Genomic DNA, 21172 nt, shown 5'->3' on the forward strand with positions numbered 1-21172 from the left:
TTGGACCGGCTGGATTTCGGCGGAAACGGCGAAACTGGTGGCGAACGGGCACACGCTGGTGCTGGGGCAGAACCCGGGCTGTCCGGCGCGTTCCCGCTGTCTCCCGCTCAGCTGGGCATCTGGTACGCGCAGCACGTCGACCCGCAGGTGCCGGTCACCATCGCGCAATACGTCGACCTGCACGGTGAGCTGGATGTCGATGTGCTCGAGCGCGCCAGCATCGACGCCTCGCACGAACTCGGTTCCGGTTTCCTCCGGATCATCGAACGCGACGGCGAGCCGTTGCAGTACGTCGACCACTCCATCGCCGATTACGACAAGGTCGTCTACGTCGATCTGCGCGGCGAGGCCGATCCGGCCGCCGCTGCGATGGCGTGGATGCGCGCCGAGTACAGCCGCCCGTTCGACCTGCTGAACGACCGGTTGATCCTGGTCGCGGCGCTGCAACTGGCCGACGATCACTGGTACTGGTACTCCCGCGCCCACCACATCGCGCTCGACGGCTTCGGCGCGATGACCAACCTCAACCGCATCGCCGAGCTCTACACCGCCTACGTCACCGGCACCGAACCCGCCGCGTCCAAGGCCACCGATCTGCACACGCTGTACGAGCAGGAGATCGCCTATCGGGAGAGCTCCCGCTTCGTCTCCGACAAGGAGTACTGGGCGCAGCGGGTGGACGGGCTGGAAGAGGGCACCAGCCTGACCGGCCGTTCCGCGCCGCCCGCCGCGATCAACGGCATCGTGAGCGCGGCGCTGTCGGACGAGCAGAACAGCCTGCTGGAGGCCGCGGTCGCGCGGCACGATTCCTCGCCCGCCGGGCTGCTGCTGGCCGGTTTCGCCGCGTATCTGGCGCAGTGGAACGGCGTCGAGGACGTCATCCTCAGCCTGCCGGTGACCGCGCGCACCACCGCCGCGATGCGCCGCTCGGGCGGTGTGTCGTCGAACATCGTGCCGCTGCGGCTGCACGTCGGCCACGACACGACGGTGTCGGAGCTGCTCAAGCAGGTGCAGGTCGAGGTCTCCGGCGCGCTGCGTCACCAGCGCTACCGGCACGAGGACATCCGCCGCGACGCGGCCGGTGACGGCGTGGTGACCACGGAGTTCTTCGGGCCGTGGGTCAACATCATGCTGTTCCACGACGAACTGGTGATGGGCCCGATGGTCGGCCAGCTCAGCGTGCTGTCCACCGGCAGCATCGAGGATTTGGGCGTCAACTTCTACCAGTCGGTCGCGGGCACCCGCTCGCACATCGACTTCGAGACCAACCCGAACCTCTACACCGAGGACGAGGCGCGCCGCCACCACGGCCGCTTCCTGGAGTTCTTCGATCGTTTCCTCGCCGCCGAGGTGGACGCCACGGTGTGGGGACTTCCGGTCACCACCGACGACGAGCGCGAGCGGACGCTGCTGGAGTGGAACGACTCCGAGCAGGAGGTTCCCGAGACCACACTCGCCGCGCTGCTGGACGCGCAGATGTCGTCGACCCCGGACAACATCGCGCTCGACTTCGAGGGCGCGACGCTGACCTACGCGGAGTTCGACGCGCGGGTCAACCGGCTGGCCCGTTTCCTGATCGCCGACGGCGTGGGCCCGGAATCGCTGGTCGCGCTGGGCATGCGCCGCTCGCTGGAACTGGTGATCGGCATGCACGCCGTGCTGAAGGCCGGTGGCGCGTACGTGCCGATCGATCCGGATCATCCGGCCGAGCGCACCGCCTACATCCTCGACAGCGCCGCGCCGGTGTGCGTGCTGACGCTGTCGGCCGACGAGCTGGAGCTGCCGGAATCGGTGCGCCGGGTGGAGATCGACACCCTGGACACCTCGGCATACTCGGCCGATCCGGTCACCGACGCCGACCGCCTCGCGCCGCTGCGGCCGGACAACACCGCCTACGTCATCTACACCTCGGGTTCGACCGGCCGCCCCAAGGGCGTGGCGGTCACCCACCACGCGATCGTCAACCAGCAGCTGTGGATGCTCGACGAGTACCGGCTGACCGCGGCGGACGTGTATCTGCAGAAGACCGCGACCACGTTCGACGTGTCGCTGTGGGGTTACTTCCTGCCGCTGCTCGTGGGCGCGAAGTTGGTCATCGCGTCGCCGGACGGGCACCGCGACCCGCTGTACGTGGCGGAGATGATCGAGCGGCACGGCGTCACCGTGACCGACTTCGTCCCGTCCATGCTCACGGTGTTCGTCGCGCACGCCACGCGAGCCCAATGCGCCACGCTGCGCGCGGTTTTCGTGATCGGCGAGGCGTTGCCGCCGGAGACCGCCGCCGGCTTCCGCGCGATCACCGACGCGGGGCTGCACAACCTGTACGGCCCGACCGAGGCCGCGGTGTCGGTGACCTATTGGGAAGCGACCGCCGCCGACACGGTGACCGTGCCGATCGGCATCCCGGAGTGGAACGTCCAGGTCTACGTGCTGGATTCGCGGCTGCGTCCGGCCGCGATCGGCGCGCCGGGCGAGCTGTATCTCGGCGGGCGTCAGCTCGCGCGCGGCTACCGTGGTCGTCCCGACCTCACCTCCGATCGCTTCGTCGCGAACCCGCTGTCGAGCACGGGCGAGCGGATGTACCGCACCGGCGACCTGGTGCGCTGGAACGAAGCGGGCACGCTGGAATACATCGGCCGCACCGACTTCCAGGTGAAGTTCCGCGGTCAGCGCATCGAGCTGGGGGAGATCGAGACCGATCTGCTCGCGCATCCCGCGGTCAGCCAGGCCGTGGTGCTGGTGGTGGACACCGCGACCGGCCAGCAGCTGGTGGCCTACGTCGTCCCGGCTCCCGGTCACACCGTTGAGCCGGTGGAGCTGACCAGGTTCGCCGCCGAGCAGCTGCCCAGCTACATGGTCCCCGCGTCGATCATGGTGCTGGACGCCTTCCCGCTGAACACCAGCGGCAAGCTGGACCGCAAGGCGCTGCCGGAGCCGGTGTTCAGCGCCGACGCCGGTGATTTCCGCGCGCCGCGCACCCAGGCCGAGCAGATCGTGGCGGGCATCTTCGCCGACGTGCTCAGCCAGGAGCGCATCGGCATCGACGACAACTTCTTCGACCTGGGCGGCAATTCGCTGGTCGCCACCCAGGTGGTGGCGCGCATCGGCGCCGCGTTCGGCACCCAGATCGGGGTGCGCGCGCTGTTCGAGACCCCGACCGTCGCCGGTATCGCGGCGCGCGCGGAGAACGCCGCGCCGGTGGGCGAATCGCGTCCGCCGCTGGTGGCCCAGCAGCTGCCGGAGCGGGTGCCGCTGTCGCTGGCGCAGCAGCGCATGTGGTTCATCAACCAGTTCGACCCCACTGTGCCGACCTACAACCTGCCGTTCGTGGTGCGGTTGCGCGGCCAGGTGGACCTGGACGCGTTGCAGTCGGCGCTGCTGGACGTGGTCGAGCGGCAGCAGTCGCTGCGCACGATCTTCCCCGAGTCCGGCGACGGCGGATACCAGCAGGTGCTCCCGGTCGACCAGGTCGAACTCGGCATCGAGGTGCAGCCGATCGACGAGGCCGAATTGCACGGCGCGCTGGCCGAATTCGCCGCGCGCGGCTTCGACGTCTCGCGTGAACTGCCGATCCGGGTGCGGGTCTTCGCGGTCACCGGCGGCCGCGGCAACGGCGTCGCCGACTACGCGGTGGCGTTCGTCGTGCACCACATCGCGGCCGACGGCTTCTCCTTCGGCCCGTTGGCGCGCGACGTGGCCGCCGCCTACCTGTCCCGCACCGCGGGCGAGGCGCCGAGCTGGGCGCCGCTGCCAGTGCAGTACCAGGACTTCAGCGTCTGGCAGCGCGAGCTGCTGGGCGCGGAATCCGATCCCGCCTCGATGGCGGCGCGCGAGATCGCCTACTGGCGTAGGGCGCTGGCGGGCCTGCCCGACCAGCTGGACCTGCCCGCGGACCGTCCGCGTCCGCCGGTGCAGAGCTTCCACGGCAGCCGGGTGAGCTTCGACATCGACGCCGAGCTGCACCGCGGGCTCGTCGCGCTGGCCCGCGCGCAGGGCGTGAGCCTGTTCATGGTCATGCACGCCTCACTGGCCGTGCTGCTGGCCCGGTTGTCCGGCACCAGCGACATCGCGATCGGCACCCCGGTCGCCGGGCGCGGTGAGCAGGCGCTCGACGACCTGATCGGCATGTTCGTCAACACGCTCGTGCTGCGGTCGGAGGTGGACGGCAGCGAGCCGTTCGCCGAATTCCTCGGCCGCACCAGGGAAACCGACCTCGCGGCGTTCGCGTTCGCCGACGTGCCGTTCGAGCGGCTGGTCGAGGTGCTCAACCCGACCCGCTCGCAGGCGCGGCACCCGCTGTTCCAGGTGATGCTGTCGTTCCAGGAGATGTCGCACGCGACCCTGGAACTGCCCGGGCTCTCGGTCACCGCCGACGAGCTCGAGGTCGACATCGCCAAGTTCGACCTGCAGTGGACGGTCACCGAGGAGCGCGGCGCGAACGGCGAGCCCGCGGGCATGGGCGCGGTCGTCTCCTTCGCAACGGACCTGTTCGACGCGCCGACCGTCGCCGAGTTCGGCCGCCGCTACCTGCGCGTGCTGGAAGCCGCCGTCGCCGCGCCGCACGCGGCCGTGCGCGATATCGAGATCCTCGACGAGGCCGAGCGCGACCGGGTGCTCACCGAGTGGAACCACACCGGTCACGACGTGCCCGCCGCCACCGTGCTGGAGCTGTTCGAGGAACAGGTGCGGGGCAGGCCGGACGACCCCGCGGTCGTGTTCGACGGCGGCTCGCGCGGCGCGCAGGAGTTCGGCGCGCCGGTCGAGCTGACCTACGCCGAGTTCGGCGCGCGGGTGAACCGCTTGGCGCGCAAGCTGATCGAGACGGGCGTCGGCCCGGAGACGCTGGTCGCGGTCGGCATCCGCCGGTCGGTGGACATGCTGGTGGCGATCTACGCCACGCTCACCGCGGGCGGCGGCTACGTGCCGATCGACCCCGACCATCCCGCCGAGCGCACCGAGTACGTGCTCGACAGCTCCGCGCCGGTGTGCCTGCTCACCACCACGGCCGACAACGTCGCCGCCGCGGACATCCCGGTGCTGACGCTGGACACCCTCGACCTGAGCGAATTCGGTGACGAGCCGGTCACCGACGCCGAGCGTCGCGCTCCGCTGCGCGCCGCCAACACCGCCTACGTGCTCTACACCTCCGGCTCGACCGGCCGCCCCAAGGGCGTCGCGGTCAGCCACGCGTCGGTGGTCAACCAGATCGCCTGGATCACCGCCGAATACCGGATCGGCCCGGCCGATGTGATCCTGCAGAAGACGCCGGTCACCTTCGACGTGTCGGTGTGGGAGCTGTTCGGCACGCTGGCCGTCGGCGCCCGCATGCTGATCGCCGCGCCCGACGGCCACCGCGATCCGATCTACCTGTCGGAGATCATCGGGCGGCACCGGGTCACCATGACCTCGTTCGTGCCGTCCATGCTGTCGGTGTTCGCCGGGTCCGCGGACACCGCCGAATGCGCCTCGCTGCGTGTGGTTCTCGTCGCCGGTGAGGCGCTGCCGCCCGCGACCGTCACCGCGTTCCGGCAGTTCTCCACGGCCGCGGTGCACAACCTGTACGGCCCGACCGAGTTCACCGTGCACGCCACGGCCTGGCACGTCAACGGGGTCGCCCCCACGTCGGTCCCGATCGGCCGCCCGGTGTGGAACGCGCAGACCTACGTGCTGGACGAGGGCCTCGCGCCCGTTCCGGTCGGCGTCCCCGGCGAGCTGTACCTCGGCGGCGTGCAGACCGCCCGCGGCTACCACGGCCGCCCCGACCTGTCCGCCGAGCGCTTCGTCGCCGACCCGTTCGGCCCGCCCGGCTCCCGCCTGTACCGCACCGGCGACCTGGTGCGCTGGCTACAGCCGCGCGATCCCGAAGTGGGCAGCGCGGGCGTGCTGGAGTACATCGGCCGCACCGACTTCCAGGTGAAGTTCCGCGGTCAGCGCATCGAGCTCGGCGAGATCGAGACCGCCCTGCTCGACCACCCGGCCGTCAGCCAGGCCGTCGTGCTGGTGATGGACACCGTCGCCGGCGATCAGCTGGTCGCCTACGTGGTCAGCACCGGTGGCCCGGTCGACATCGACAACATCAAGAACGCGCTGCACCGCACGCTGCCCGCGTACATGGTGCCCTCGGCGATCGTGGTGCTGGAAGCGTTCCCGCTGAACGCCTCCGGCAAGCTGGACCGCAAGGCGCTGCCCGCGCCGGTGTTCGAGGTGCGCGAATTCCGCGCCCCGACCACACCGATCGAGGAGATCGTCGCGCAGATCTTCGGCGAGGTGCTGGGCATCTCCCGCGTCGGCGTGGACGACGACTTCTTCGAGCTGGGCGGCAACTCGCTGATCGCCACCCAGGTGGCCTCCCGCCTCGGCATCGCGCTGGACACCAGGGTGCCGGTGCGCATGCTGTTCGAGGCGTCCACGGTGGCGGCGCTGGCCGCGCGGGTGGAGTCGCACGCCGGTGACGGCGCGCGCAAGGCGCTGGTCGCCCGCCATCGTCCGGAGCAGGTGCCGCTGTCGCTGGCACAGCAGCGCATGTGGTTCCTCAACCGGTTCGACACCTCCTCGGCGGTGAACAACATCCCGGTCGCGATCCGGCTGTCCGGCGACCTGGACATCGCCGCGTTGCAGGTCGCGGTCATCGACGTGATCGACCGGCACGAGTCGCTGCGCACGGTGTTCCCGGAGACCAAGACCGGACCGGTGCAGGTGGTGCTGGACGCCGCGCAGATCGTGCCGGACCTGACCCCGGTGCCGGTGACCGAGCACAACCTCATCGATCACCTGGTCGAGCTGGCCTCGATGGCGTTCGACGTGACCAGCGAAGTGCCGCTGCACGCGCGGCTGTTCGAGATCAGCGAGACCGAGTACGTGCTGGGCATGGTGGTGCACCACATCTCCGCCGACGGCTGGTCGATGGGACCGCTGGCCCGCGACGTCATGGTGGCCTACGCCGCGCGCACGTCGTGGGAAGCGCCCGCGTGGTCCGCGCTGCCGGTGCAGTACGCCGACTACGCGCTGTGGCAGCGCGAGGTGCTCGGTTCCGAGGACGACCCGAGTTCGCTGATCTCCAACCAGATCCGGTACTGGACGCGCGAACTGGCCGATCTGCCCGACGAATTGACGCTGCCGTCGGATCGGCCGCGCCCCGCCGTGGCGTCCTACCGCGGCGGCACCTATCCGTTCGTGATCTCCGGCGAGACCCAGCGCGCCCTGATCGAGCTGGGCCGCAGGCACAACGCCTCGCTGTTCATGGTGCTGCACAGCGCGCTGGCCGTGCTGCTGGCCCGCGCCAGCGGCACCAGCGACATCGCCATCGGCACCCCGGTCGCAGGCCGCGGTGAGGCCGCGCTGGACGACCTGATCGGCATGTTCGTCAACACCCTGGTGCTGCGCACCGAGGTGGACGGCGCGATGACCTTCGCCGACCTGCTCGCCCGCGCCCGCGAGACCGACCTGCACGCGTTCGCGCACGCCGACGTGCCGTTCGAGCGGCTGGTCGAGGTGCTGAACCCGGCGCGTTCGCAGGCGCGCCATCCGCTGTTCCAGGTGATGCTGACCTTCCAGAACACCCGGCAGGCGAGCCTGGAGCTGCCCGGTCTGTCGGTCAACGGCATCGACTACGACGCGCGGCTGGCCAAGTTCGACCTCCAGCTGACCCTGTCGGAGACCCAGGACGAGCAGGGCGACTCGGCGGGCATGTCGGCCGAGTTCTCCTACGCGCTGGATCTTTTCGACGAGCCGACCGTCGCGGCGTTCGCCCGCCGCCTCGACCGCATCCTCGCGGCCGTGACCGCCGACCCGGACGTCCCGATCGGCGACATCGAGTTGCTCGCGTCCGAGGAACGCGCGCGGGTGCTGATCGACTGGAACGACACCACGCACCCGGTGGACCAGGTCGCGACGCTGGTGTCGCTGTTCGACGCGCAGGCGGCGGCCACGCCCGACGCGATCGCGCTCGACTTCGACGACGAGCGGCTGACCTACCGCCAGTTGCAGGAGCGGGCCAACCGCATCGCCCGCCAGCTCATCGGCGCGGGCGTCGGCCCGGAATCGCTGGTGGCACTGGCGCTGCGGCGTTCCACCGAATTGGTCGTCGCGATGTACGCGGTGGTGCAGACCGGCGCGGCCTACGTGCCGCTGGACCCGGACCAGCCCGCCGAGCGGATCAACTACATCATCGAGACCGCGCGGCCGCGGATGATCCTGTACCGGTCGGCCGACGGCTTCGGCCTCGACCCGCAGCCGGAAGTGACCGCGCTGTCGGTGGAGGGCATCGAGGGCGTGCCCGGTTTCGCCGCGACCAGCGGCGCGCCGATCACCGACGCCGAGCGCACGCGCCCGCTGCGGCCGGAGAACACCGCCTACGTGATCTTCACCTCCGGTTCCACCGGTCGCCCGAAGGGCGTGGCGGTCAGCCATGCCGCGATCGTCAACCGGCTGCTGTGGATGCAGCACGCGTACCCGATCGGCGCGCAGGACGCGGTGCTGCAGAAGACGCCCGCCACGTTCGACGTGTCGGTGTGGGAGTTCTTCTGGCCGTTGCAGACCGGCGCCAGGCTGGTCGTCGCGAAGCCGGACGGGCACCGCGACCCGGTGTATCTGTCACGGATCATCGCCGAGAAGGAAATCACCACGGCGCACTTCGTGCCGTCCATGCTCTCGGTGTTCGTCTCCACGCTGGGCAACGAGAACGGCGACGGCCTGCCCGCGCCGCGGCTGCGGCAGGTCTTCGCCTCCGGTGAGGCGCTGCCCGCGCAGACCGCGCAGCGTTTGCGCGAGCTGACCGGCGCGCGCCTGCACAACCTGTACGGCCCGACGGAGGCCGCCGTCGACGTGACGTATCACGAGGCGACCGACGCCGACACGGTGTCGGTGCCGATCGGACGTCCGGTGTGGAACACCCGCGTCTTCGTGCTCGACAGCCGCCTGCACCCGGTCGCGCCTGGTGTCGCGGGTGAGCTGTATCTCGCGGGCGAGCAGCTGGCGCTCGGTTACCTGGGCCGTTCGGATCTGACCGCCGACCGGTTCGTGGCCAACCCCTACGGCGCGCCGGGTGACCGGATGTACCGCACCGGTGACTTGGTGGCCTGGACCCCCGCTGGCGAACTGGAGTACCTGGGCCGCACCGACTTCCAGGTGAAGTTGCGCGGTCTGCGCATCGAGCTGGGCGAGATCGAGTCGGCGCTGCTGGCGCAGCCCGGGATCGCGCAGGCGGTGGTCGTGCTGCGCGCCGACGCGCACGCCGGCGATCAGCTGGTGGGCTACCTGGTCTGCGAACCGTATGTGGCCGTCGACATCGACGAGGTGAAGACCGCGCTTTCGGCGGCGCTGCCGGGCTACATGGTCCCGGCCGCGCTGGTCGTGCTGGACGCGTTCCCGGTGAACGCCTCCGGCAAGCTGGATCGTAAAGCCCTGCCCGCCCCGGTGTTCGAGGCCAGGGTCTTCCGCGCTCCCTCGACGCCGATCGAGGAAATCGTCGCGGAGATCTTCGCCGACCTGCTCGGCGTGCCGCGCGTCGGCGTGGACGACGACTTCTTCGAGCTCGGCGGCAACTCGCTGGTGGCCACCCAGGTGGTCGCCCGTCTCAGCGCGGCGCTGAACACCGAGGTCGGCGTGCGCGTGCTGTTCGAGGCTCCGACCGTGGCCGCGCTGGCCGCGCGGGTCGAGTCGCACGCGGGCAGCGGTGCGCGCCAGGCGCTCACGGCACAGGTGCGTCCCGAGCATCCGCCCCTGTCGCTGGCACAGCAGCGCATGTGGTTCCTCAACCGTTTCGACGCCGATTCCGCCGCGAACAACATCCCGGCCGCGGTGCGGCTGGAGGGCGCGCTGGATCTGGACGCGCTGCGCGGCGCGATCGCCGACGTGGTCGCGCGGCACGAATCGCTGCGCACCATCTACCCGTCCCGCGACGGGGTCGCCTACCAGCGGGTGCTGAACGCGACCAGGGCTATTCCGGATCTGGACGTGGTCGAGGTGGCCGAGGGGCAACTGCTCGGCGTCCTCTACGAGTTCGTCGAGCGCGGCTTCGACGTGACCACCCGGCCGCCGGTGCGCCTGCGCGCCTACCGGCTCGGCCACGACGACTACGTGCTGGTCGTCGTGGTGCACCACATCGCCGCCGACGGCTTCTCCATGCGGCCGCTGGTGCGCGACCTGATGACCGCCTACGTGGCGCGGACCTCCGCGGCCCAGCCGGGCTGGCCGCCGCTGGCCGTGCAGTACGTGGACTTCGCGCTGTGGCAGCGCGACACGCTCGGCTCCGAGGACGACCCGACCTCGCTGATCTCCGAGCAGCTGGACTACTGGCGCGAGACGCTGGCCGGGCTGCCCGACGAGCTTCGCCTGCCCGGTCGCCCGCGGCCCGCCGTCGCCTCCTACGGCGCGGGCACCTACCGGTTCCGCGTGCCGGGCGAACTGATCGAGGACCTGAACCGGGTCGCGCAGACGCACGGCAGCACGCTGTTCATGGTGGTGCACAGCGCGTTCGCCGCCCTGCTGGCGCGGTTGAGCGGCTCCGACGACATCGCCATCGGCATCCCGGTGGCCGGACGCGGCGAGCAGGCGCTCGACGACCTGGTCGGCATGTTCGTCAACACCCTGGTGCTGCGCGCCGAAGTGGACCCCGGTGACTCGTTCGCCGATCTGCTCGCCCGGGTCCGCGAGCGCGACCTGCAGGCGTTCGCGCACGCCGACGTGCCGTTCGAGCGGCTGGTCGAGGTGCTCAACCCGGCCCGCTCGCAGGCGCGCCACCCGCTGTTCCAGGTGATGCTGTCGTTCCAGAACCTCGGCCGCACCGCGCTGGAGCTGCCCGGCCTCACCGTCTCCGAGCTGGGCATCGACCAGCCGACGGCGAAGTTCGACCTGCAGCTCACGCTCAGCGAGGTCCCCGGCGGCGAGGCGGCGATGGACGCCGAGCTCGTCTACGCCACCGATCTGTTCGACGGCGTGTTCGCCGGGACGTTCGCCGAGCGCTTCGTGCGCGTGCTGCGCGGTGTCGCCGCTGAGCCGTCGGTCACCGTCGGTGACATCGAGCTGCTGGACGACGCCGAGCGGTCCTTGGTGATCGAACGGTGGAACGCCACCGAGTTCGCGGTCGACGCCGCGCTCACCTCGCCGGTCGGCGACGCCGCGGCGACGCTGGTCTCGCTGTTCGAAGCGCAGGTCGCGCGCACCCCGGACAGTCCGGCAGTGACGTTCGAGGGGACAAGTCTGTCCTACGCCGAGTTCGCTCACCGGGTGCACCGGTTGGCGCGCTGGCTGAAGGTCAACGGCGTCGGGCCGGAATCCTATGTGGCCCTCGGCATGCGCCGCTCCATCGACTTGGTGGTCGGCATGTACGCGGTGAACGCCGCGGGCGGTGCGTACGTGCCGCTGGATCCGGACCACCCGGCCGAGCGCATCGACTACATCCTGGAGACCGCGCGCCCGGTGTGCGTGCTGACCTCCGGCTCCGACCTGGAGACCACGGTCTCTCGGCAGGTGCGCATCGATCAGCTCGACCTGTCGGAGTTCTCCGGCGAGCCGCTGACCGACGCCGACCGGCACAAGCCGCTGCGTCCGGCCAACACCGCGTACGTGATCTTCACGTCCGGTTCGACCGGCCGCCCGAAGGGTGTGGCGGTCTCGCACGCCGCGATCGTCAACCGCCTGGTGTGGATGCACGCCGAGTACGGTCTGGCCGCTTACGACGTGGTGCTCCAGAAGACGCCCGCGACGTTCGACGTGTCGGTGTGGGAGTTCTTCTGGCCGTTGCAGGTCGGCGCGCGCCTGGTGGTCGCGAAGCCGGACGGTCATCGCGATCCCGCGTACCTGGCGCGCCTGATCGTCGACGAGCAGGTCACCACGGTGCACTTCGTGCCGTCGATGCTGTCGGTGTTCGTCGCCGAGGAGCGTGCGGCCGAATGCACCAGCCTGCGTAACGTTTTCGCGTCCGGTGAGGCGCTGCCCGCGGTGACCGCGCAGAAGCTGCGCGAGCTGACCGGCGCGCGGTTGCACAACCTGTACGGTCCGACCGAGGCCGCGGTCGACGTCACCTTCCACGAGGTGACCGAGGCCGACGCGGTGTCGGTGCCGATCGGCGCTCCGGTGTTCAACACGCAGGTGTACGTGCTGGACTCGCGGCTGCGTCCGGTTCCGGTCGGCGTGCCGGGCGAGTTGTACCTCGCGGGCGCGCAGCTGGCGCACGGTTACGTGGGCCGCCCTGACCTGACCACCGAGCGCTTCGTGGCCAACCCGTTCGGCGACGCCGAGCGCATGTACCGCACCGGCGACCTGGTGGCCTGGACCGACAAGGGCGAGCTGGAGTACCTGGGCCGCACCGACTTCCAGGTGAAGGTGCGTGGTCTGCGCATCGAGCTGGGCGAGATCGAGTCGGCGCTCACGGCGCTGGACTCGGTGGCGCAGGCGGTGGTCGTGGTGCGCACCGATGAGCGCACCGGTGACCAGCTGGTCGCGTACCTGGTGACGGACCCGGACCGGGTGGTGGACGTCGACTCGGTCAAGGCCGAACTCGGGGCGCGACTGCCGGGGTACATGGTGCCCACGGCCTATGTGGTGCTCGACGAGTTCCCGCTGAACGCTTCCGGCAAGCTGGATCGCAAGGCGTTGCCGGAACCGGTGTTCGAGGCCAAGGTGTTCCGCGCGCCCGCCACGCCGGTGCAGGAGATCGTGGCCGAGACCTTCGCCGAGGTGCTCGGCGTGGATCGGGTCGGTCTGGACGACGACTTCTTCGAGCTGGGCGGCAACTCGCTGGTCGCCACCCAGGTGGCGGCGCGGCTGGGCGAGGCGCTGAACACCCAGGTCCCGGTGCGGGTGCTGTTCGAGGCGTCCACCGTCGTTGCGCTGGCGGCGAAGGTGGAATCGGCCGCCGGGCAAGGCGGCCGGACACCGCTGGTCGCGCAGGAGCGCCCAGAGCTGGTGCCGCTGTCGCTCGCCCAGCAGCGGATGTGGTTCCTCAACCGGTTCGACAACCGCACCGCGGTGAACAACATCCCGGTGGCGCTGCGGCTGACCGGTGCGCTCGACGTCGCCGCGCTGGGTGCGGCCGTCAACGACGTGCTCGCCCGGCACGAGGCGCTGCGCACGGTCTACCCGGAGGTGGAGGGCACCGGCTACCAGCGAGTCCTTCCGGTGGGCGAGGTCGCCTTCGACCTGGTCGCCGAACCCGTGGCGGCGGAGGAGCTGCCCGCGCGGATCGTGGAGCTGGCGAGCGCCGGTTTCGACGTGACCGCCGAGATCGGGTTCCGCGCGAGCCTGCTGGCGCTGTCGGCGACCGACCACGTCGCGGTGCTGGTCATGCACCACATCAGCGCGGACGGTTTCTCGCTGCGGCCGCTGCTGCGCGACGTCGTGCTCGCCTACACCGAGCGCGCCCGCGGCGAGGCGCCGTCCTGGGCCCCGCTCGAGGTGCAGTACGCCGACTACGCGCTGTGGCAGCGCGCGGTGCTCGGCAGTGAAACCGATCCGGACTCCGTGGCGGCCCGGCAGATCGCCTACTGGACCGAGCAACTGCGTGATCTGCCCGATCAGATCGAGCTGCCGGCCGACCGGCCCCGGCCGGAGATCGCCTCCAACGCCGGTGGCACGCACGACTTCTCGGTCGACGCGCAGGTACACGAGGCGCTCGCCGAGCTGGCGCGCGCCCGCGGCGTGACGCTGTTCATGGTCGTGCACGCCGCGCTGGCGGTGTGGGCGGGCCGGTTGTCCGGCAGCACCGACGTCGCGATCGGCACGCCGATCGCGGGCCGCGGTGAACGCGCGCTCGATGACGTCGTCGGCATGTTCGTCAACACGCTGGTGCTGCGCAGCGAGGTCGATCCGGGCGCCGGGTTCGCCGAGCTGCTCGAGCAGGTGCGCCGCACCGATCTGGCCGCGTTCGCCAACGCCGACGTGCCGTTCGAGCGTCTGGTGGACGTGCTCAGCCCGGTGCGCTCGCAGGCGCACCACCCGCTGTTCCAGGTCGCGCTGACCTTCGAGGCCGCCTCGGCGGCCGCGCTCGGCGCCGTCGCGCTGCCCGGCGGCCTCGAGGTCGCCGCCGTCGACTTCGACCCTGGCACCGCGAAATTCGACGTGCAGCTGACCGTGGGCGAGGCCGCCGACGGCGGGCTGACGCTGTCGTGGAACTACGCCACCGAACTGTTCGACCCGGAGACGGTGGCCGCGTTCGCCGATCGGTTCGTGCGCATCCTGCGCGGTGTCGCCGAGGATCCGCGGGTCGCCATCGGCGACATCGATCTGCTCGGCGAGGGCGAGCGCCTGGACGTCTCGCAGCGCTGGGTGTCCTCCGGCGCCGAGAGCGTCGCGGGCCTGTTCGCCGATCCGGACATCACCCTGGTCGGACTGTTCGACGCGGCCGTGGCCGCGCACCCGAACCGCGTCGCGGCCCGCTTCGGCGTGGAGACGCTGACCTACGCCGAACTCGACCGGCGCGCGAACGTGCTGGCGCGCAGGCTGATCAGCGACGGCGCGGGACCGGAGACGCTGGTCGCGGTGATCCTGCCGCGGTCGCTGGACCTCGTGGTCGCGCTGCTGGCCGTGGTGAAGACCGGCGCGGGATACGTGCCGGTCGACCCGACCTACCCGGCCGAGCGCATCGCCTACGTGCTCGCCGACTCTCGCCCGACCAGCGTGGTGCTCGACTCCACGGTGCAGGTCGAGGTGCCCGCCGGGCTGCCGTCGGTCGTGCTCGACGGGTTCGCGGTGGAGACCGGCAACGTGGAGGACGCCGACGACGCGCCGATCACCGACGCCGACCGCAACGCCGCGCTCACCCCGGACAACGTCGCGTACGTGATCTACACCTCCGGCTCGACCGGACGCCCGAAGGGTGTCGCGGTCGCGCACCGGAACGTGGTGCGGCTGTTCGCGAACACCGACCGCGACTTCGGTTTCGGGCCCGAGGACGTGTGGACCTTGTTCCACAGCTACGCCTTCGACTTCTCGGTGTGGGAGCTGTGGGGTCCGCTGCTGTTCGGCGGCACCCTCGTGGTGGTCGACTACTACACCTCGCGCTCGCCCGAGCAGTTCCTGGAACTGCTGCGCGCCGAACGCGTCACGGTGCTCAACCAGACGCCGTCGGCGTTCTACCAGCTGGCCGAGGCCGACCGGAACGCCGCGCCCGACGCCGCGCCGCTGGCGCTGCGCTACGTGGTGTTCGGCGGCGAGGCGCTGGAACTGCGCAGGCTCTCGGAGTGGGTGGCGCGCCACGGCGACGGCACCGGCGCGTCCGCCGGGCCGCTGCTGGTCAACATGTACGGCATCACCGAGACCACGGTGCACGTGTCCTACCGCGCGCTGGACGCCGCGACCATCGCCGCCGCCTCCGGCAGCGTGGTCGGCCGCGCCATCGCCGGGCTGCGGGTGTACGTGCTCGACAGCAGGCTGCGGCCGGTGCCGGTCGGCGTCGCGGGCGAGATGTACGTGGCCGGACCGCAATTGGCGCGCGGCTACCTCGGCCGCCCCGACCTGTCCGCGACCCGCTTCGTCGCCGACCCGCTGGGCGACGCGCCGGGCGGGCGGCTGTACCGCTCCGGCGACCTGGCGCGCTGGAACCGGTTCGGCGAGCTGGAATACCTGGGCCGCGCCGACGATCAGGTGAAGGTGCGCGGCTTCCGCATCGAGCTCGGCGAGATCGAATCCGCGATCCTGGCCCAGCCCGGCATCGCGCAGGCCGCGGTCATCGTGCGCGAGGACCAGCCCGGCGATCAGCGGATCGTCGCGTACGTCGTGTCCGAGCCGGGCGCGGAGCCGGTGCTCGACGCGGTGCGCGACGGCGCGGCCGCGCAGCTGCCCGCCTACATGGTGCCCTCGGCCGTGGTGCGGCTGGAGTGGATCCCGCTGACCGTCAACGGGAAGCTGGACCGCCGCGCGCTGCCCGCGCCGACGGCGACCTCGCGCGCGTTCCGCGCGCCGGTCACCCCGGTGCAGGAGACCGTCGCGGCGGTGTTCGCCGACGTGCTGGGCCTGGAACGGGTCGGCGTGGACGACGACTTCTTCGACCTCGGCGGCAACTCGCTGATCGCGACCAGGGTGGTCGCCCGCATCGGCGCCGCGCTGGGCACGACCGTCGCGGTGCGCACCCTGTTCGAGGCGTCCACGGTGGAAGCGCTCGCCGCGCGCGTGGAATCGCACGCCGACGGCGCGGCCCGCGCCCGGCTGGTCGCGCGCGAGCGCGCGGCAGGCGAACTGGTGCCGCTGTCGTTCGCGCAGCAGCGCATGTGGTTCCTGAACAAGTACGACACCGCCTCGGCGGCCTACAACCTGCCGATCGCCATCAGGCTCACCGGCGCGCTGGACGTCGAGGCGCTCCGCTTGGCGGTGGCCGACGTGGTGCGCAGGCACGAATCGCTGCGCACCCGCTACCCCGAGCACGGCGGCACCCCGGTGCAGGTGATCGTGCCCGCCGAGGACATCGCCCTGGACCTGCACCCCGTTGCGGTCGCCCCGGCGCGGCTGGTCGAGACGGTGACCGAGTTCGTCACCACCGGATTCGATGTGGCCGAACAGGTTCCGCTGCGCACCCGGCTGTACACGGCCGGGCCGGACGAGCACGTGCTCGTCGTGGTGGTGCACCACATCGCGGCCGACGGCTTCTCGATGGGCCCGTTGACCCGCGACGTGATGGCCGCCTACACCGCGCGCAGCACCGGCAGCGCTCCCGGCTGGGCCCCGCTGGCGGTGCAGTACGCCGACTTCGCGGTCTGGCAGCGGGAGATCCTCGGCTCCGAGGACGATCCCGACTCGCTGCTGGCGAAGCAGGTCGCCTACTGGCGGCGCGCGCTCGACGACATCCCCGACGAACTCGCTCTGCCCACCGACCGCCCGCGTCCGGCCGTCGCCTCGCATCGCGGCGCGACGCTGCACCGCGAACTGTCCGGTGACCTGGTCGCCGCGCTGGAGGAAGTCGCGCGGCAGCGCGGCGCGTCGCTGTTCATGGTCATGCACGGCGCGCTGGCGGTGCTGCTGGCGCGGCTGTCCGGTAGCGACGACGTCGCGGTCGGCACCCCGGTCGCGGGCCGCGGCGAGGCCGCGCTCGACGACCTGGTCGGCATGTTCGTCAACACGCTGGTGCTGCGAACCGGAATCGAGCCGGGCGAGTCGTTCGCCGGCCTGCTCGACCGGGTGCGCCGCACCGACCTGGACGCCTACGGCAACGCCGACGTGCCGTTCGAGCGGCTGGTGGAACTGCTCGCGCCGGAGCGCTCGCAGGCTCGCAACCCGCTGTTCCAGGTGATGCTGGCGTTCCAGAACCTGGAGCGCACCACCCTGGAACTGCCGGGCCTTTCGGTGTCCGCGCTGGACCTGGAAGAGAACGTCGCGCGCTTCGACCTGCAGTTCACCCTCGCCGAGCGCGGTGAAACCGGTTCCGGGGCCATGGCTTTGGCGCTGACCTACGCCACCGAGCTGTTCGACGAGGCGACCGCGGCGGCCATCGTGGACCGCTGGGAACGCGTGCTCGCGGCCGTGGCGGCCGACGCGTCGGTCACCGTCGGCGCGATCGACGTGCTCGACCCCGCGGAGCGGGCCGACCTGATCGCGCGCACCGGCGCGCCCGCCACACCCGCGCGGACGCTGCCGGACCTGATCGCCGAGGCCGCCGCCATCGACCCCGAGGCGCCCGCCGTGGTGTTCCAGGGCAGAAGCGTGTCCTACGGCGAGCTGGACTCGCGGTCGAACCGCCTGGCCCGCCTGCTGATCCAGCGCGGCATCGGCGCCGAGGACCTGGTGGCGGTCGCCGTGCCGCGGTCGGACGAGTCGTACTTCGCCGAGTGGGCGGTGTCCAAGTCCGGCGGCGCGTTCGTGCCGATCGACCCGACCTACCCCGCCGACCGCATCGCGCACATGGTCACCGACTCGGGCTCCCCGATCGGTCTGACCGTGGCGTCGGTGCGCGCCGAGCTGCCCGAGTCGGTCGAGTGGCTGGTGCTCGACGAGCTGGATCTCGACGGGTTCGATGACGCCGCGGTCACCGACGCCGACCGGGTGCGCCCGGTGCGGCCGGAGCACCCCGCGTACGTCATCTACACCTCCGGTTCCACCGGTGTGCCCAAGGGCGTCGTGGTCACCCACGCCGGTCTGGCCAACTTCCGGGACGAGCAGAACGCCCGCTACGACGTCGACTCCGACACGCGCGCACTGCATTTCGCGTCGCCCAGCTTCGACGCCTCGATTTTGGAATTCCTGCTGGCGATCGGCCGCGGCGGCGCCCTGGTGGTCTGCCCGCCCGGCGTGTACGGCGGCGAGGAACTGTCCGAGCTGATCCGCGCCGAGCGGGTCACGCACGCGTTCATCACCCCGTCGGTGCTCGCCTCGCTGGATTCGTCCGCGCTGGCGGGCATGCGGGTGATCGTGGCCGGCGGTGAAGCCGTGTCCGCCGATCTGGTCACCAAGTGGGGTGGCGCGCCGGACGGTTCCGGCCGCCGCTTCCACAACGGTTACGGCCCGACCGAGACCACGATCATGACCAACATCAGCGACGCGCTCGCGCCCGGCGACCGGGTCACCATCGGTGGCCCGACCCGCGGCATGCAGTCGCTGATCCTGGATGCCCAGCTCAGGCCCGTTCCGGTGGGTGTCGCAGGTGAGCTGTATCTGTCGGGCGTCCAGCTGGCGCGCGGTTATCACGCGCGCCCGGGGCTGTCGGCGGAGCGTTTCGTCGCCAACCCGTATGTGCCGGGTGCGCGGATGTACCGCACCGGTGACGTGGTCCGCTGGACCCGCACCGGCGAGGTCGAGTATGTCGGCCGCTCCGACTTCCAGGTGAAGGTCCGCGGCTTCCGCATCGAGCTCGGCGAGATCGACGCCGCGCTAGCCTCGCACGAGACCGTCGACTTCGCCGTCACCGTCGGGCACAAGAGCGCCGCCGGCGCGGTGTCGCTGGTGTCGTATGTCGTTGCCGCCCAGGGTCATTCGATCGACGTGGCGACGCTGACCGCGCACGTCGAGGACCGCCTGCCCGCCTACATGGTGCCCTCGTCGATCATGGTGATCGACCACGTGCCGCTCACCCCGGTGGGCAAGCTGGACCGCAAGGCGCTGCCGGAGCCGGTGTTCGCGACCGAGGTCGTGTTCCGCGCGGCGCGCACCCCGGTCGAGCAGACCATCGCCGAGGTGTTCGCCGAGGTGCTGGGCGTGGAGCGGGTCGGCGTGGACGACTCCTTCTTCGCGCTCGGCGGCGACAGCATCGTCTCCATCCAGCTGGTGTCGCGGGCCAAGGCGCGCGGCGTGGTGTTCACCCCGAGGCACGTCTTCGAGCAGCGCACGGTGGCCGGTCTGGCGTCGGTCGCCGAGACCACCGAAGCCGCCGAGGCGTCGGCCACGACGCTGGCCGAGCCGCCGGGCGGCGGCGTCGGCGTGATGCCGCTGACGCCGGTGGTGCGGTTCATGGCCGAGCGGCGCGGTTCGTTCGGCCGGTTCAACCAGACGCTGGCGCTGGAACTGCCGGTCGGCATCGACCGATCAGGAATCGTGGCGACGGTGAGCGCTGTCATCGATCGCCACGACATGCTGCGCGCGAGCCTGCGCCGCGACGGCGACGACTGGGTCGTCGAGACCGCCGCGCCGGGCACGGTCGAGGTGGACGCGCTGATCGACCGCACCGGATTCGACGCGGACGCCACCGACGCGGAGTTGGTCGAGATCGCCTCGGCCGCACTGGACGAGTCGCTGGACCGGCTCGATCCGGCCGCGGGCGTGGTCATCCGGTTCGTCTGGCTCGAGCCCGATTCCGCCGAGCGCGCCGGACGCCTGATCGTCGTCGCCCACCACCTGGTGGTGGACGGCGTCTCGTGGCGCATCCTGGTGCCGGACTTCGTGACGGCGTGGGGGCAGCGCACCGCCGGGCAGACGCCCGAGCTGGTCGCCCCGGCCACGTCCATGCGGGCCTGGGCGCACGCGCTGGAGCGCGAGGCGGCGAGCCCCGAGCGGGTGGCCGAACTGGACTACTGGCGTTCGGTGGTCGGCGCGGCCGATCCGCTGCTGACCGAGCGTCCGATGGATCCCGAGGTCGACACCTCGGGCGTCATCGAGAAGCATCAGGTCGAGGTGTCCGCCGAGGTCACCAAGGCCCTGCTCACCACGGTTCCGGCGCTGTTCCACGGCGGTGTGAACGACGGCCTGCTCACCGCGCTGGCGCTGGCCACCGCGAAGTGGCGGGCGCGGCGGGTGGCCGCCCGCGGCGACGATTCGCTGCTGATCCGCCTGGAGGGTCACGGCCGCGAGGAAGACGTGGTGCCGGGTGCGGATCTGTCGCGCACCGTCGGCTGGTTCACCGCGATCTACCCGGTCCGCTTCGATCTGTCCGGCGTCGACGTCGACGCCGCGTTCACCGGCGGGCCCGCGCTCGGCGCGGCCGTCAAGGCGGTCAAGGAGCAGTTGCTCTCGGTGCCGGACAAGGGCATCGGCTACGGCCTGCTGCGCTACCTGAACACCGAGACCGCCGCCGAGCTGCCGCGCGAACTGCCCGGCCAGGTGAGCTTCAACTACCTCGGGCGCGTCTCCGAGGGCGACGTGCCGGAATCGCTGCGCGGCTTCGGCTGGATCCCCGCGCCGGAACTCGGCGCGCTGGGCGGCGCCTACGACGCGGACATGCCCGCGATGGCCCCGCTGGACGTGAACGCGATCGTGGTCGGCGACAAGCTGACCGCGAACATCGGCTACCCATCGACCCTGCTGTCGGCCGCCGACGTGCGCGAGTTCGGCGAGCTGTGGACCGCCGCGCTGGAAGCGGTGGCGCGCCATGCCAATTCGGCCGGCGCGGGCGGGCACACCCCGTCGGACTTCGCGCTGGTGCGCAGCACGCAACGCGACATCGACGCCTGGGAGCGCCGCTACCCGGCGCTGGCCGACGTCTGGCCGCTGTCGGCGCTGCAGGCCGGTCTGCTGTTCCACGCCCGCCTCGCGGCGACCTCGGTGGACGTGTACACCGCGCAGGCGGTGCTCACGCTCACCGGCCGGGTGGACGCCGCCCGGTTGCGCGCGGCGGCACAGGCTCTGGTGGACCGCTACGAGAACCTGCGCACCGCGTTCGTCAGCGACCACGACGGCAACCCGGTGCAGATCGTGCTGGACAGCGTCCGGGTGGCGTGGGCCGAGCACGACCGGATCGAATCCGGTTCGGCCGAGGACCTGATCGAGGCCGACCGCATGCGCCGGTTCGACCTGGCCGCGCCGCCGCTGATCCGCT

General features: G+C 71.3%; 1 protein-coding gene (running past one end of the window). It reads left to right on the top strand.

The genetic code is table 11. The features are described from left to right. Positions 1–21172, top strand: partial view of a non-ribosomal peptide synthase/polyketide synthase gene (locus QMG86_RS02435; RefSeq protein WP_281877415.1) — the beginning only. 22496 nt of this gene lie beyond the right edge of the window; the window shows 21172 of its 43668 coding nt (coding positions 1–21172); its start codon is at positions 1–3; its stop codon lies off the right edge, out of view.

Source organism: Nocardia sputorum (assembly GCF_027924405.1).
In the GTDB taxonomy this organism is placed as follows: domain Bacteria; phylum Actinomycetota; class Actinomycetes; order Mycobacteriales; family Mycobacteriaceae; genus Nocardia; species Nocardia sputorum.